General features: G+C 54.1%; 14 protein-coding genes. All 14 read right to left on the minus strand.

Annotated features, from left to right (window positions below; all coding sequences use genetic code 11):
- Positions 1-77: 77 nt before the first annotated feature.
- The 14 genes from ABIE48_RS21575 to ABIE48_RS21640 all read right to left on the minus strand — a co-directional run bounded on the left by ABIE48_RS21575 (position 78) and on the right by ABIE48_RS21640 (position 15,104).
- A complete protein-coding gene (locus tag ABIE48_RS21575; protein ID WP_145023580.1) occupies positions 78-1,193 on the minus strand; it encodes a Nif3-like dinuclear metal center hexameric protein in 1,116 nt (371 codons plus the stop codon).
- The gene (locus tag ABIE48_RS21580; RefSeq protein ID WP_145023578.1) at positions 1,169-1,945 is read right to left on the minus strand and encodes a tRNA (adenine(22)-N(1))-methyltransferase; all 777 of its coding nucleotides are present in this window, start codon (positions 1,943-1,945) and stop codon (positions 1,169-1,171) included. The genes ABIE48_RS21575 and ABIE48_RS21580 overlap by 25 nt, the downstream gene beginning before the upstream one ends.
- Positions 1,946-2,311: 366 nt before the next feature.
- Positions 2,312-3,445: an RNA polymerase sigma factor RpoD gene (gene rpoD, locus ABIE48_RS21585; RefSeq protein WP_116229511.1), complete on the minus strand. Its 1,134-nt coding sequence runs from the start codon at positions 3,443-3,445 to the stop codon at positions 2,312-2,314.
- Between the two features lie 40 nt (positions 3,446-3,485).
- Complete coding sequence (dnaG, locus tag ABIE48_RS21590) at positions 3,486-5,306, minus strand: DNA primase (RefSeq protein ID WP_145024559.1); 1,821 nt, start codon at positions 5,304-5,306, stop codon at positions 3,486-3,488.
- A 48-nt stretch (positions 5,307-5,354) separates the two neighbouring features.
- Complete coding sequence (locus ABIE48_RS21595) at positions 5,355-5,813, minus strand: YaiI/YqxD family protein (RefSeq protein WP_145023576.1); 459 nt, start codon at positions 5,811-5,813, stop codon at positions 5,355-5,357.
- 264 nt (positions 5,814-6,077) lie between these two features.
- Positions 6,078-8,153, minus strand: a complete 2,076-nt coding sequence (gene glyS / locus ABIE48_RS21600) for a glycine--tRNA ligase subunit beta (protein ID WP_145023574.1) — start codon at positions 8,151-8,153, stop codon at positions 6,078-6,080.
- Complete coding sequence (gene glyQ, locus ABIE48_RS21605) at positions 8,146-9,033, minus strand: glycine--tRNA ligase subunit alpha (protein WP_076169812.1); 888 nt, start codon at positions 9,031-9,033, stop codon at positions 8,146-8,148. Before glyQ ends, glyS begins: the two co-directional genes overlap by 8 nt.
- 374 nt (positions 9,034-9,407) lie before the next feature.
- Complete coding sequence (recO, locus tag ABIE48_RS21610) at positions 9,408-10,169, minus strand: DNA repair protein RecO (RefSeq protein WP_116229508.1); 762 nt, start codon at positions 10,167-10,169, stop codon at positions 9,408-9,410.
- Between the two features lie 36 nt (positions 10,170-10,205).
- Positions 10,206-10,361, minus strand: a complete 156-nt coding sequence (locus ABIE48_RS21615; RefSeq protein WP_076169810.1) for a YqzL family protein — start codon at positions 10,359-10,361, stop codon at positions 10,206-10,208.
- A gap of 126 nt (positions 10,362-10,487) precedes the next feature.
- Entirely contained in the window at positions 10,488-11,387 is a 900-nt protein-coding gene (era, locus tag ABIE48_RS21620; RefSeq protein ID WP_145023573.1) for a GTPase Era, read from the minus strand.
- Positions 11,388-11,534: 147 nt separating this feature from the next.
- Positions 11,535-11,951 carry a cytidine deaminase gene (locus ABIE48_RS21625; protein WP_145947471.1) on the minus strand — a complete coding sequence of 139 codons (417 nt, stop codon included), beginning with the start codon at positions 11,949-11,951 and terminating at the stop codon, positions 11,535-11,537.
- 22 nt (positions 11,952-11,973) lie between these two features.
- Positions 11,974-12,348: a diacylglycerol kinase family protein gene (locus ABIE48_RS21630; RefSeq protein WP_076169807.1), complete on the minus strand. Its 375-nt coding sequence runs from the start codon at positions 12,346-12,348 to the stop codon at positions 11,974-11,976.
- Positions 12,348-12,845: an rRNA maturation RNase YbeY gene (ybeY, locus tag ABIE48_RS21635; RefSeq protein ID WP_163879560.1), complete on the minus strand. Its 498-nt coding sequence runs from the start codon at positions 12,843-12,845 to the stop codon at positions 12,348-12,350. Before ybeY ends, ABIE48_RS21630 begins: the two co-directional genes overlap by 1 nt.
- A 3-nt stretch (positions 12,846-12,848) precedes the next feature.
- Positions 12,849-15,104 (minus strand): HD family phosphohydrolase, encoded by a 2,256-nt coding sequence (locus ABIE48_RS21640; protein ID WP_192715704.1) that lies wholly within the window; start codon positions 15,102-15,104, stop codon positions 12,849-12,851.
- Positions 15,105-15,111 lie beyond the last annotated feature (7 nt).

A 15,111-nucleotide genomic window follows, 5' to 3' on the forward strand; every position in this document is an offset into this window, starting at 1 on the left:
CAACAAAAAATATTATACTAGGAATTGCCGTCGGACACAATGGCAAATGCCTATTAATTTAACGAAAATTACCGTTTTTACATAAAGCGGAACGGCTCGGTGTTGATTTGGGACGCGGCAACTTTCGTATCATAGCGGCCGTCCGACAGCTTGGCCTGCAGCCATTCAGCTGTTTTGGCCTTCATGATTTTCTCTGCATTGTGCCCCGGATCGATCAGAGCAATCCCGGCCATCAGCGCATCCTGCGCGGTGTGATAATCGATGTCTCCGGTCACGAGCACGTCAGCCCCGCGGAATATCGCGGAATTCACGTAGCGGCTGCCAGATCCGCCAAGAACGGCGGCCTTGCCGATCTTGCGGTTCAGGTCGCCAACGACCCGGACATGCGGCACATCCAGCTTTTCCTTGACCACGTCGACGAATTCGGCCAGCGTCACCGGTTCCCGAAGCTTCCCTACCCGGCCAAGCCCGTAACTGCGCCCTTTCAAGTCAACCGGATATAGATCGTAAGCCACCTCTTCATAAGGATGCGCCTTGATCATCGCCTGAACGATCTTGTTTCGGATCCCTTGGGGGACGATGGTCTCGATCCGAACCTCTTCCACCTGCTCCAGCTTCCCCGGCTTGCCGATATAAGGTTCCGTTCCTTCCTGTGGTAAAAAGGTGCCCGTGCCCTGTACGTTAAAACTGCAGTGGCTGTAATTACCGATAGCACCCGCTCCTGCGTCCAGCATGGCGGCCCGGACCTTCTCTGCATGGGCAGCCGGAACAAACACGACCAGCTTGTACAGCTTCTCGGCATGCACCTCATCCAGCGGTACGCCGTCCGCAATGCCAAGCGCTTCAGCCATCCAGTCGTTCATGCCTCCCTCGGCAATATCGAGATTGGTGTGGCTAATATAGACGGCGATGTCATGCTTGATCAGCTTCTCATACATTTTTCCCATTGGGGTGTCGGTCTGAAGCTGTTTGAGCGGACGGAAAATGATGGCGTGATGCGCTACGATCAAATCCGCGCCCATCGCAATGGCTTCCTCGACCACCTCGTCATTGACATCCAGGGCCACTAGCACGCTCCGGATCTCCTTCTGCAGGCTGCCCAGCTGCAGCCCGATCCGGTCGTCCGGCACCGCCAAGTGCTTGGGGGCGAGCTGCTCCATATATTGAATTACCGTTTGTCCTTTTGCAAACATGCAAGCACCTCCCTGATTTGTTTCATTTCTTCAGTCAGCTCTCTGGCCTTGGCTGCGGCAGAAGGCAGCTTGGAGGACGATACGGATTTCAGAATGCCTTCCATCTTCACCAGTTCGCCCTGCCATTTGGCCACAAACACTTCATCTGGCTGCTCCAGCAGCCAAGGACCCATGCGGATCAACAGCTCACTCGAAAGGATTATGTCGCCGCCCGCTTCCCCGGCCTTCCATGAGCGCTCCCGGTACAACTCCTCATTCGACCGTACAGGTGATGAATGCTCCGGTACAGCTGTCAAAATCTCATATATTTTGCCGTCTTCCTCGATAATCATCTCGGACACCAGCACCCAGGCATGATCGAGCAGCCACCGGCGCAGCAAATCTTCGCCGACGTTCGGCTGCAGGATGAGCCGCTTCACCCCGGACAGTTTGTCCTGCCCCTCGTTTAAAATGCTCGCGATCAGGCTTCCGCCCATGCCGGCGATCGTAATCACATCCACTTCCCCCGGCGAAATGACCGCCAGACCGTCTCCGAGCCGCACCGAAATGTCCTCACCCCGTCCAGCTTCGGCTACCTGCTTGGCAGCCGCCTGTAGCGGGCCTTGATTGACTTCTCCCGCCACGGCCTTTATAGCTCTGCCCGCCTCAACGGCTGCTACCGGAAGAAGCGCGTGGTCCGAGCCAATATCCGCGAGGCGGCTTCCATCGGGAATCTGCTCCATAATAAGCTGTAATCTTCTTGATAATTTCATATGTCCACCGTCACCATCAGTTATTTTTGTCCCTTCCTTAACCCTACCAAACGGCAGGTCCTTTCTGCAAATCGGCAGCAGCAGAAGCGGAAGCGGCCCCCATGCAATACACACTTCCAATCTTTGGATAAATGTCCAGATCATTTGCATTGGCTCGTTAAAAGCGCTAAAATAAAAACAAATTAAGGAAATAATTCTAAAAGAAAACAGAACTTACAAGCAGGCCGTCCGCCGAAGCCTCAGTACATAGCCTGCTCGTTGCGATATAAGAAAGCCAAAGCCCAACCTCCAAAGCTTGTATACAACCTTATATCTAAAAAAAGGACCTTGCTGGCGGCACGCCGCAGAAGGTCCAAGTTGGTTTCGCTATTCGAGAAAATCCTTAAGCCGTTTGCTGCGGCTTGGATGGCGAAGCTTCCGGAGCGCTTTGGCTTCGATTTGGCGAATCCGTTCACGGGTAACGCCAAACACTTTGCCCACTTCCTCAAGCGTCCGAGTCCGGCCGTCATCCAGACCAAAACGAAGCCGGAGCACATTCTCCTCACGTTCAGTCAGCGTATCGAGCACGTCTTCCAGCTGTTCCTTCAGCAGCTCGTAGGCCGCCGCATCCGCAGGAGCAAGCGCCTCCTGATCCTCGATAAAATCTCCCAGGTGGGAATCATCCTCTTCCCCAATCGGCGTCTCAAGCGACACCGGCTCTTGGGCAATCTTCATGATTTCCCGGACCTTCTCCACACTGAGTTCCATCTCGGCCGCGATTTCCTCCGGCGTTGGTTCGCGCCCCAATTCCTGCAGCAGCTGACGGGATACCCGGATCAGCTTGTTGATGGTTTCCACCATATGAACCGGAATCCGGATCGTTCTCGCTTGGTCAGCAATCGCGCGCGTAATGGCCTGACGAATCCACCAAGTGGCATACGTACTGAATTTGAACCCTTTGTTATGGTCAAATTTCTCAACGGCCTTGATCAGACCCATGTTGCCTTCCTGAATCAAATCAAGGAAGAGCATGCCGCGGCCGACGTAGCGTTTGGCGATACTGACAACGAGACGCAGGTTCGCTTCAGCCAGCCGGCGCTTCGCTTCCTCGTCCCCGTTCATAATCCGCTTAGCCAGTTCCACCTCATCGTCAGCGGACAAGAGAGGCACCCGGCCGATTTCCTTGAGATACATCCGTACGGGATCGTTGATCTTAATGCCCGGCGGCAAAGAAAGGTCATCGTCAAAATTAAAGTCGTCGTTGTCGTTTCCGTCATGGTCTTCGCCTTGACGCAAATTGCTGACTTCCTCGTCATTCTCATTGACCACTTCAATACCCAAATCGCCCAGATGCTCATAGAACTCATCCATCTGTTCAGGGTCTTGGTCGAACGGCGATAGTTTTTCCATAATATCTTTGTAATTCAGTGACGATCTCTTTTTACCCTGCTCAATCAGCTGATCCTTAACCTGATCGAGCGTAAATTCTGTCTCTAGTTCAGTATGCTGATCATTCGCCATATTTCGACTCCCTCCTCCCTAGAAACCATCGAAGCAACGATTACTGTCTCTCTAGGGCTATAATCTCACTTGCAATTTGTGCAGCACGCAAAAAGTCTCCGGACCGTTCGGCAGATATCATTTCTTCTTTCTTCTGCTCTATTTTCCGTTGTTGCGGGACCTTTTGTACCTCCCGAATGCAATCATCCAGCTCTTGCACGCTCCACTCCCGCGGCATATCCATCATGGAGATGGAGCTGACGGTTTTCTCGAGGCGATCGTCGTGGAGCGACGACATAAACCGGCTGATATCCGGTGATTTGCCCTGTGCATAATAGGCATATAGATAAGCAGCAATCGCTGCATGATCATCAATGTTAAACGCGTCCCCAAGCCGTTCTTCCACGTAGCGGGCGGCCTCGGCATCCTGCAGCATCATGGCTAAAAGGCGACGTTCTCCGGTATGATAAGCCGGCAGTAATGTCGGGGCGGGAACATGCCCTTTTTTATGCCTACCATTATTCCACCTTTTGTCGTTATTATCCCCATCCGGCATGTTTTTTTGCATCGACTGGCGGATCTCGTTGCAATCCTGCTTCAAGCTGTCAAAGGAAAGCTGCAATTCTGAAGATAATTCCCTTAAATATACCTCCCGTTCGGTGGAAGAAGGCAGCACCGCGATGATGGGCAGGACTTCCTTCATGTAGGCGATTTTTCCATCTTCTTCTAGGAGTATATGGTTTTTTTTCAGATATATAAGCTTAAATTTTGTGGTTGAAACGGCGCCCTCGATAATCTGCCGCATGAACCGTTCCGCCCCGTATTTACGGATGAATTCGTCAGGATCCAGCCCATCGCTGAGCACCGCGATCCTGATGTTCAGCCCCACGTTTTCAAGCAGCGGAATCACCTTCATTGCCGCAGCTTGTCCGGCCCGGTCTCCGTCGTAGCACACAAGCACTTCGTCCGCCATCGTCTTCATCAGAGAGGCGTGATTCTCCGTTAAGGACGTGCCCATCGTGGCCACGCCGTTCTGAACCCCTGCTTCCCATGCCGAGATCACGTCCCCGTATCCTTCAAAAAGAACGATCTGCCGCGATTTGCGAATGGACGGTCTGGCCTGATGCAGGTTGTACAGCGTCCGGCTTTTGTTAAAGAGCTTGCTCTCCGGCGAATTCAAATACTTCGGCTGCCCTTCACCGAGAATCCTGCCGGCGAAAGCGATCACCTTGCCGCTGCGGTCATGGATCGGAAACATGATCCGGTCCCGGAAACGGTCCAAGTAATCCCCGCCGTCACTGCGCTTGGTCAGCAATCCGCCCTTCTCCGCCTCTTCGAGATCAAAGGAGCGCCTGGACAGAAACTGGACCAGCGTATTCCACGTATCCGGAGCGTACCCGATCTGGAACAAATCGATCATCTTGTCGGTGAAGCCCCGCTGCCGCAAATAATCCATGGCTGCCTTGCCATGCTCCGTATTTTTCAGTAAATAGTGATAAAACTTCGCTGTCCATTCGTAGGCCTGAAGCAGGCGGTCTCTCTCGGGATTCGGCTGATGCGCCGGTCCCCCCAGCCCTTCCGGTACCGCGATGTGGCTCTCTTCCGCCATGACTTTAACGGCTTCGGGAAAAGATAATCCTTCGATTTCCATCCTGAATTTGATGGCATTTCCACCCTTGCCGCAGCCGTAGCAGTAAAAGATTTGCCGCTCAGGCGTGACCGTGAAAGACGGTGTTTTCTCCGAATGAAACGGGCAGAGGCCTTTCATGTATTTCCCCTGCTTGGTCAGATGAACGTACCTGCTTACCGTATCGACGATATCATGCTGCTCCAGCACCGCGTCGATGACCTTCTCCGGAATGCTTCCATGTCCGGCACTCATCATAACCACCTTCATCTCTTTTTGCACGTAAAATATAATTCGCTATCGTTATACGTTCTCCTGCAAATCCTGCAAAAGTTTTGTCAGTTTCTGTTGAAAGATTCTTTTATCCTCCGCCGTGATCGGTTTCGGACCTTTGGAATGCTTTCCGTTCCTACGCGCTTTGGCCTGATGGTGCCTGCGGTCGAGCATAAACTCGATGTCCTCGTTATGAAACTGCATGCCCCGAAAGGAGAGCACATAGCAATGTTTCGACAAGGCCAAGGCGGCCAGTCCGTAGTCCTGGGTAATCACAACGTCCCCCCGGCGGATATGATTGGCGATGTATAGGTCGGCGCTCTGATCGCTCCGGTCCACCTGAACGGTCCGCACACCCTCCCCGGCCTGGATCAAGTGATCGAACGAAGAGACCATCAGCACGGGAACGCCCAAAGCCTTAGCCGCTGAGGCAATCTCCTGTTTCACCGGACAGGCATCGCCGTCCACAACGATTTGTCTGTCATCCATAGCCGATTCGAGCCCACCTGTCATTCTTGGTATTCCGTACTATTATATACGAGCCTGTCCTATAAAAATCCTTCCGGGACGGACATTACAACTTCTGACAGTGCCGCAGGAAACTTTTGGGTACATAGAATGAACTAAAGAAAAATAAAACAGGAAGCTGAATGAAAAACTTCAGTTCAATCTATATACATGAAAAAGATACGAAAACGGGACCGATTTGTTTCGTCCCGCTTCCGTATTCTTTTACCCGAAACCTTTACAGGTTTACCATACCAGCTTGTTAAAATCGGCAAACTGCTTCAAATCGCGGTCGATCGATGCCAATAGACCCAGACGGTTAGCCCGGACCCGCTCATCCTCGGCCATGACCATGACGGAATCGAAAAACTTCGTAACGGCTTCCTTAATGTCAGCAAGAAGCGCAAGGGCTTTGGCGCCATCCCGCTCCGACAGCGCTGCATGGTAATCGGCGGTGATGGACTGCCATGCGCGGAACAGATTAGACTCGGCCTCTTCCACGAAGAGCGGCTCCTGAACTTCTGCCTTTGCCGCTTTGGCTGCCAGATTGCTGACCCGGTTGAAGGATTCAACGGTCGTCTTGAAGTCGTCTCCGCTGTTAACCGCCTGCATCAGCGCTTCCCCGCGGGATACAACGGAGATGACATCGTCGAATCCGGCGGAAATGACCGCGTCCACCACGTCGTAGCGGAGCGTCTCGGAGAGCAGTTTCTTCACGCGGAGGCTGAAGAACTCGGCCAGATCCTTGCGGATGTCGTCCGGCTGGCGGTCCAAGCTGCGAAGCTCTGCATGCACGCCGAGCGCGATGTCGAACAGCTGGGACAGCGTGAGCGGCATCTGCTTAGCCAGCAAAATCTGCACGATGCCCTGGGACTGGCGTCTTAGCGCATAAGGGTCCTGGGAACCGGTCGGGATGATGCCGATTGAGAAGCAGCCGACGATCGTGTCGATTTTGTCCGCAATGCTGACAATGGAACCCACCAGGCTGGACGGAACGTCGTCCGATGCCGAACGCGGCTGGTAATGCTCGAATACCGCCTTGGCCACGTCTTCCCGTTCGCCGGCTTTGCGGGCATAGTCTTCGCCCATGACCCCTTGCAATTCAGGGAATTCATACACCATTTGCGTAACGAGGTCGAACTTGCAGATGTCCGCAGCGCGGCTTACCGATTCACTGTCCGTGCCGGAAATTTGCAGCGCTTCTCCGATCTGGTCGGCGATACGGCGGATCCGGCGGACCTTATCGCCAACCGTGCCGATTTCCTCGTGGAAGACGATGCTTTCCAGCTTGGAGAGCGCATCCTTGATCTCCAGCTTCTGGTCTTCCTCATAGAAGAACTTGGCGTCCGACAGGCGGGCGCGAAGCACCTTTTCGTTCCCTTTGGCGATCACGTCAAGCGACCGCTTGTCGCCGTTGCGCACCGTTACGAAGAATGGCAGCAGCTGTCCCTGGCCATCCAGAACAGGGAAGTACCGCTGATGCTCCCGCATGGAAGTGATCAGCACTTCCTGTGGAATGTTCAGGAAGGACGGATCGAATGTTCCGAAGAGCACCGTCGGGGTTTCCACCAGAAACAACACTTCCTCCAGCAGATCGTCCTTGACCGCAATGGTCCAGTTTTTCTCTGCAGCGAGCGACTCGATCTGCTCCAGAATCATGCCTTCGCGTTCCTTCACGTCTACGATGACGTGCTGGCCGCGCAATACTTCCTGGTAAGCGCCGGCTTCCGGCACGACGGCTTCCGTTCCGAGGAAACGGTGGCCGCGGGTCACGTTGCCCGACTTCACGCCGGTCACTTCCAGATCAATGACGTCCGTGCCGAACAGGGCTGTAATCCAGCGGATCGGACGGATAAATTTATATTCGTAGCTGCCCCAGCGCATATGCTTAGGGAATGTCATCGAAGAGAGGATGCCGAGCAGTGCCTCAGGCAGCAGCGCAGAAGTCTCAACACCGTTGCTGCTCTTCGTGACGTAAATGTATTCCACGCCGTTCAGCTCTTTGAACGTAAACTGCTCGGGATCTACGCCTTGTCCGCGGGCGAAGCCAAGCGCGGCTTTGCTCCAGTTGCCGTTCTCGTCGAGGGCGATTTTGCGGGACGGGCCCTTTACTTCCTCCTGCACGTCCTCCTGCTTCTCCGCAACCGATTTAACAAGCACGGCCAAGCGGCGGGGGGTTGCGTAGGAGTGAACTTCGCCGTGTGCGATCCGGGACTGCTCCAGCCATTTCACCATGCGTTCTTCCAATTGCTCCATTGCTGCGCGTAAAAACCGTGCCGGCACTTCCTCCAGGCCGATTTCAAACAACAGGTCCTTAGACATTCAGGTCGCCTCCTTTCTTCAGCAGCGGGAAGCCGAGCTTCTCGCGCTCCTCCATGTAGGTTGCCGCCACCTGGCGGGCCAGATTGCGCACCCGCGTAATATAGCCGGTACGCTCCGTAACGCTGATGGCTCCCCTTGCGTCGAGCAGGTTGAACGTGTGCGAGCATTTCAGGACGTAGTCGTATGCCGGAAATACGAGATTCCGCTCCATCGCCTTGCCTGCTTCCTGCTCGTACATGTTGAACAGCGTAAACAGCATTTTCACGTCGGACACTTCAAAGGTATACGTGGAATGCTCCACTTCCGCTTGATGGAACACATCACCGTAAGAAATGCCGTCAACCCACTCCAGGTCAAATACGTTTTCCTTCTCCTGAATGTAGGAAGCCAGGCGCTCCATCCCGTAGGTAATTTCCACGGCGACCGGGTTTGTTTCGATACCGCCCACCTGCTGGAAGTAAGTGAACTGGGTAATTTCCATACCGTCCAGCCAGACTTCCCAGCCGAGACCCGCGCATCCAAGCGAAGGGTTCTCCCAGTTGTCCTCGACAAAGCGGATATCGTGGTCGAGCGCATCCACTCCGAGCGCCTTCAGGCTGTCGAGATACAGCTCCTGAATGTTGTCCGGGCTCGGCTTGATGATCACCTGGAACTGGTGATGCTGATAGAGCCGGTTCGGGTTTTCCCCGTAACGGCCGTCCGATGGCCGGCGGGAAGGTTCTACATAGGCTACCTTCCAGGGTTCCGGTCCGAGAGAACGCAAAAACGTCATCGGGTTCATCGTGCCGGCCCCTTTTTCTGTGTCATAGGGATTCACGATGATGCAATTCTGATTGGCCCAGAACTGCTGCAGCGTCAAAATCATCTGCTGAAAGTTCATATACGACTCTCCTTCATTGGTAATTGGGGGGGAATGGACGGATACCCGTCAAAAATGATCACATTTCTGTACAACAAAAAGCTCCCGCCCTATGCCTGTTGTACAGACATAGGGACGAGAGCTGATCCCGCGGTTCCACCCTACTTGGCTGCCCCTCGCTTTAGCCAGGAACAACCCACTTTTCCGATTTCATATCACACTCCCGAAGTGCCGGTTCATGGATTCCTTCCGCCAGGCTTGCACCCTCCCCGGCTCGCTAACAGGAATGGAAGACCCACTACTTCTTCGATCATTGCGTGTCAGACAATTTAATTAGAAACTTAATATATACTACAGGAAATGATTCCGATAGTCAAGATCTCCTGCAACAGATCCTACAGCCCGTACTTCTCCATCTGATCGAGGAAACCCCGCGACTTCAAATTCAGCCCCAGCTGCATATCCATAAATGCCCGCATGACAGCCTTCAGCTCCGCCTTGGTCTCTTCCTTCACATCGACGTGGCCAAGCCGCCGCAAATCGAGCTGGGCAAACAGCCGCAACAGCTTCATCGTCCGGGGCGAAATCCCCATAGCCTGAGAATCCAGGTGCTTGCACGCCCGGCACAGTACACCTCCGAGCCGTGGACTCACCCAATACCGTTCCTCCTGTGGTGAAATATCCCTTCCACAAGAAATGCAGGATGACAGTTCGGGACCGTATCCTGCAGTCTGCAATATTTTCATCTCATACAAGTTGATAATGACGGCGGGGTCTTTGCCATCTTCCAGCGCGTCTAGACACGCCTTAAGCTGCTGGAACCAAAAGCTCCCCGTCTCCTCGTCCTGAAGCACGCGGTCAAGCAGCTCGCAGGCGTAGGAGGCATAAGCGGCAAGAACGATGTCCTCGCGCAGCACGTGATGGGATTGCATAATTTCCCCCGCATTCAGCGTGCCGAGTCCCGTGCCGTTTCTGAAAAATACGTATTCCGCTGTCGTAAACAGCTGTGTCAGTGCAGCATGGCGGCTTTTCACCTTTTTGGCGCCACGGACAAGTACGCCTACTTTACCCGCGTTTTCGGTGCAAATCGTAATGATTTTGTTCCCTTCGCCGTAGTCCATGCTGCGGATGACGATCCCTTCCACCCTGTATAGCATGCTTCTTCCCCCAGCCATTCCCGGAGCAGCCAAAGATCATTCGTTCTCTTCATAGGTATCCGTCTCATCCAGCAGCTGCGTCGCAGCCGCCGTCTCCGCTTCATCCGCCGTCATGCCGGCGGCCTGTTTATAGAGCAAGTAAGCATCCACATCTCCAGTCATCGCAAAATACTTCCACGAAAAATCTCGCATTCGTATTCATCCTTTCTTCGGAAATGGCGTCTGCATCTTCAAAAAATAGGATGTTACGAAAGCCGTGAAACTATGTGTTGCAATTCCTGCCAAGCCGGGATCCACCCGCCCGGCATCGGATGCTCACTAGTCGCGGTTAAAGCCCAGATCGCGAAGAATCCGCTCTTGGTTGCGCCAGTCTTTTTTCACTTTTACCCACAGCTCGAGGAAAATTTTCGAGCCAAGCAGGTTTTGGATATCCTGCCGCGCCTGCTTGCCGACTTCCTTCAGCAGCGAGCCCTGCTTGCCGATAATGATGCCCTTCTGCGAATCCCGTTCCACGAAAATCACCGCCGAAATATACACGACGCCGTTGTCCTGCACGCGCATATCTTCGATCGTGACCGCGATGGAATGCGGAACCTCTTCACGGGTCATATGCAAAATTTTCTCCCGAATCAGCTCCGCGCAGACGAACTGCTCGGGATGGTCCGTGACCTGATCTTCCGGATAGTACTGCGGCCCTTCGGGCAAATACTTCTCCACCTGCTCGAGCAAGGTGTTCACGTTATTGCCCAGCATGGCCGAAATCGGCACGATTTCGGCGAAATCATGCAGCTTGCGGTACTCCTCGATAATCGGAAGCAGCGCCGGTGGCTCGATTTTGTCAATCTTGTTGAGCACGAGAATGACCGGCGTCTTCACCTTCTTCAGCTGTTCGATGATATAGCGGTCCCCGCCCCCGAATCCTTCGGACGTATCGGCCAGGAACAGTACGGCCTCCACCTCCTGCAGTGTATTCAGCGCGGTATTGTTCATGAAATCGCCAAGCTTGGATTGGCGCTTGTGAATACCCGGCGTATCCAGAAACACGATTTGGGAGTGATCCGTCGTATATACGCCGTGAATTTTGTTGCGCGTCGTTTGCGGCTTGTCCGACATGATGGCGATTTTCTGGCCGATGACTTGATTCATCAGCGTCGATTTCCCCACGTTCGGTCTGCCTATAATGGCCACAAAGCCTGATTTGAATGACGGTTTCGCCATGTAAGTCATTACCCTCCTATAATGCTTCCTTTAGCAGGAAGACCATCAGGGCCCGCATTCTTCGTACCGCGGCAAAACATGATGCTCACCGCCGCCGAAGATGGGGCCCCAGGTTTTTTATGTGTGTATTCCAATAGATCGTGCAGCTTATTCGTTGTCACTGTGTTTCAAGTCGGAAGGTCCAAACGCACCCGGCAGCAGATCCCGCACTGTGGTTTCCTGGATGTCCCCCTTCAGATTGCCCATGATGACTTTCATGTCCGGAGCACACAGCTCCACCAGGACCTGGCGGCACACGCCGCACGGCGAGATCGGACCTTCGGTATCTCCAACAACGGCAATCGCCTGGAAGCTGCCCGGCTGATGTCCGTCTGCGATAGCGCGAAACAGCGCGGTCCGTTCCGCGCAGTTGGTCGGCCCGTATGCCGCGTTCTCCACGTTGCAGCCGTGATGGATATGGCCTTCGGCGTCCAGCAGGGCCGCTCCTACGCCGAAGTGGGAATAAGGGGTGTAGGCCTTGGTCCGTGCCTTGATCGCTTCTTGCATTAATTGAGCAGTGTCCATAGTATGATTCCTCCTGTAACTTCTAATGTTGACTTCCCAGCCATGCAGCGACAGGCTGATAGAACACAATAATGGCGACGACGACGGCAAAGATGGCCGTCAGCAGCACTGCGCCGGCTGCGGTATCTTTCGCCGCCTTCGCCATAGGATGCGGCTCCGGTGAAACCATATCCACAACGACCTCGACTGCGGTGTTCAGCAGCTCGGCGGCCATCACCATCGTGATCGCAACGAGCAGGAACAGCCACCTCTGCCACGTCAGCTGCAGCAGGGCGGCAGCGGCAATGACCACAACCGCCGCCACGGCATGAAACCGCATGTTCCGCTGGGTTTTCAATGCATATCCGATTCCTTCCGCGGCATAACTGAATGAAGCAAGGAAGGAGCGCTTGGCCATTACCGGGTCAACCCCACCTGGGCCAGGACAGCCTCCTGTTTGCCCATCATCTCCGCTTCGCTTTCCGCATCCTGATGGTCGTACCCGAGCAAGTGCAGAAATCCGTGAACGAACAGGAAGCCGATTTCCCGCTCCACGGAGTGCCCGTATTCTTCACTTTGCGCCTTGGCCCGGTCGAGGGAGATAATGATGTCGCCGAGCACCTCCGGCATATCGTGCAGCTCCTCGTCCTCTTCCAGCTCATACACGATGTCCAGCTCTTCGTCCAGGCTCTCGTTCATTGCGAATGACAAGACGTCCGTCGGACGGTCGATGCCGCGGTACTCGAGGTTCAGCTCATGAATCTGCTTATCGTCGACGAATGTGAGCGCCACTTCGCCGTCCTCCACGCCTTCCGCTTCTCCCGCCTTCTGCAGGATGACCTCCAGCGTGGCAATCAGCTCATCGCTGACCGGATGCTCATTTTGTTCATTGTTCCAAGCCAGATGCAGACCCATCTTTCAACCGCTCCTTCTATTCTCTTCATCCATCTTCGTTTTCTTGATTTCTTCCGGATACTCGATCCGGGAGTGGAAAATCCCCATGACGCTTTCTTTCAGCGTCTTTGCGATAATATCCAATTCCTTCATCGTCAGATCGCACTCGTTAAACTGGTGATCGTCCAGCCGGCTCTTGATGATTTTCTCGATCACCGATTCCACCTGAGTGACGGTCGGATTACGGAGGGACCGCACGGCAGCTTCGACGCTGTCCGCGATCCCGATGACGGCCGACTCTTTGGACTGAGCCTTCGGACCGGGGTATCGGAAATCCTCTTCCGTGAAATCCGGCTCTTTGCCCTGCTCCTCCGCCAGACGAAGCGCCTTGTGGTAGAAGAAATGCAGGAAGGTGGTGCCATGGTGCTGCTCGGCGATATCGCGAATCGGCTTCGGCAGCTTATAATCCTTGAGCATTTCGACCCCGTCCCTCGCATGCGCAATAATGATCGACTTGCTCAGCTTCGGATCGATCGAGTCGTGGGGGTTCTCCATATTGTTCTGGTTTTCTATAAAATAGCTTGGCCGTTTCGTCTTCCCAATATCATGGTAATACGATCCGACCCGGCACAGCAGCCCGTTGGCGCCGATCGCTTCGGCCGCCGCCTCCGACAAATTGCCAACCATGACGCTGTGGTGGTACGTTCCCGGCGTTTCGGTAAGCAGCTTACGCAGGAGCGGGTGGTTCGGATTCGACAGCTCCACCAGCTTCAGGGCTGACAGAATGCCGAACGTGACCTCAAAAAACGGCATGAGGCCGATGACCAGAATCGCAGTCAGCAGTCCGCCTGCAAAGGCAAACCCCAATGCGTACAGCGTCGACATTTGCTGCCAGTCATCATTGTCGATCAGGTTAATCAAAAATACAGTCAACGAGCCGAACAAGCAAACCATGATCCCGCCCTTCAGCAGGGTCGACCGCTGGCTTGCCTTATGGATCGTAAAAATCGCCACGTAGGATACGATCAGCGAGAACAAGCCGAACTTAAAATCAAACATTTGCCCCTGATGCACATTCAGGATGACGCTGGACAGAATACTGAAGACCATGGCGCAGAAAAACGCGAGCGACATGTCCAGCAGCAGCGTGACCAGCATCGAGCCGATGGCAACCGGCGCCAAATAGCCCAGATAGGGGCGCTCGCTGCTCTGCAAAATACCGGCGACATGCATGGAAACGATCGTAATCATAAAAATAAGAACAAGCATCAGCAGCTGGGAATTGTTATACCCAAACTTGCCCCCGTTAAGCTGGCGGATAAACATCATGAGTCCTAAGGCCAGCAGAAGAGACAAAAGCAGCAGCCCAAACTGCGGCCAATAGTTGACGTCATTTTTGAGCAGGCCGTTATCATCCAGCAGGTTGTACAGCTCTTCCGTAATCAGCTCGCCTTTGGCGACAAGCACGCCGCCCTGCTTGATGTATACCGTAGGGGTATTTTCCCGGGCCTGAACTTTGGCTTCCTTCGTCGCCTCTTCGTCATAGAACTTGTTGGCCGTAATCGCGATCTTCGACAGCTCCTGCACTACCTCGCGCGCGGTGCGCTGGCTCAGAGAGCTCGTGCTGACCAGCTCGGCCACCTTGGCCCTTGCGGTCTGGGCGTCCACGATCTGGTCGTTGGTCAGCCGCGATACGATTTCACGCGCCACCGGCTTCATCTCGGTAATATCGGCAGAGGTCAGACGCGGAATTTTGATGAAGGTCTCTTCCGGAATTTTATAGACCTGCTGGTTGGTCACCCTCAGCATTTCGTTCAGCAGCGCTTCGGAATAGGTGCCCGAACTCCGCGTATTATTGACGTAGTTCTGCACAAAGTCCTGGGCGCGCTGCGGAATCTCCTGACGGTAGATCGCCACCTTGTCCTCCCGGGAAACCTGGTCGTCCTGATTGAGCTTGTCGATCCGGTCAAGCAGCGAGGCGATCAGGCTATCGTTCCGGATCGGAACGATGGTATAAATCGGCTGCACGCGTTCGGCAGCTTCCTCCTGCGCCTTCAGGGTCGCTTTGTTGTTCGGAATCTGCATCGGCGCCGTAATTTCCTTCTCGCTGTGCGTGCCGACCTGAATATTGTATTTTTCCGGAAGCAAATCCGGCGCCAGGCTCACGTAGAACAGAATGGCCAGACATAAAAAGAGAACATAGCGGGTTGCCGCGCTATGTTTCCATCCGATATTTTTAGTTGAGAAAGATTTGCCTGATGACGCTTCTTTCGAAGTCATAAAGATA

This window comes from Paenibacillus sp. OAE614, assembly GCF_040546645.1.
Taxonomy (GTDB): Bacteria; Bacillota; Bacilli; order Paenibacillales; family Paenibacillaceae; genus Paenibacillus_AQ; species Paenibacillus_AQ favisporus.

Excerpts from the sequence above, each read along its gene's own strand:
- ABIE48_RS21575 (WP_145023580.1), bottom strand. The coding sequence starts at position 1,193 with ATGTTTGCAAAAGGACAAACGGTAATTCAATATATGGAGCAGCTCGCC.
- ABIE48_RS21580 (WP_145023578.1), bottom strand. The coding sequence starts at position 1,945 with ATGAAATTATCAAGAAGATTACAGCTTATTATGGAGCAGATTCCCGAT.
- rpoD (WP_116229511.1), bottom strand. The coding sequence starts at position 3,445 with ATGGCGAATGATCAGCATACTGAACTAGAGACAGAATTTACGCTCGAT.
- dnaG (WP_145024559.1), bottom strand. The coding sequence starts at position 5,306 with ATGAGTGCCGGACATGGAAGCATTCCGGAGAAGGTCATCGACGCGGTG.
- ABIE48_RS21595 (WP_145023576.1), bottom strand. The coding sequence starts at position 5,813 with ATGGATGACAGACAAATCGTTGTGGACGGCGATGCCTGTCCGGTGAAA.
- glyS (WP_145023574.1), bottom strand. The coding sequence starts at position 8,153 with ATGTCTAAGGACCTGTTGTTTGAAATCGGCCTGGAGGAAGTGCCGGCA.
- glyQ (WP_076169812.1), bottom strand. The coding sequence starts at position 9,033 with ATGAACTTTCAGCAGATGATTTTGACGCTGCAGCAGTTCTGGGCCAAT.
- recO (WP_116229508.1), bottom strand. The coding sequence starts at position 10,169 with ATGCTATACAGGGTGGAAGGGATCGTCATCCGCAGCATGGACTACGGC.
- ABIE48_RS21615 (WP_076169810.1), bottom strand. The coding sequence starts at position 10,361 with ATGCGAGATTTTTCGTGGAAGTATTTTGCGATGACTGGAGATGTGGAT.
- era (WP_145023573.1), bottom strand. The coding sequence starts at position 11,387 with ATGGCGAAACCGTCATTCAAATCAGGCTTTGTGGCCATTATAGGCAGA.
- ABIE48_RS21625 (WP_145947471.1), bottom strand. The coding sequence starts at position 11,951 with ATGGACACTGCTCAATTAATGCAAGAAGCGATCAAGGCACGGACCAAG.
- ABIE48_RS21630 (WP_076169807.1), bottom strand. The coding sequence starts at position 12,348 with ATGGCCAAGCGCTCCTTCCTTGCTTCATTCAGTTATGCCGCGGAAGGA.
- ybeY (WP_163879560.1), bottom strand. The coding sequence starts at position 12,845 with ATGGGTCTGCATCTGGCTTGGAACAATGAACAAAATGAGCATCCGGTC.
- ABIE48_RS21640 (WP_192715704.1), bottom strand. The coding sequence starts at position 15,104 with ATGACTTCGAAAGAAGCGTCATCAGGCAAATCTTTCTCAACTAAAAAT.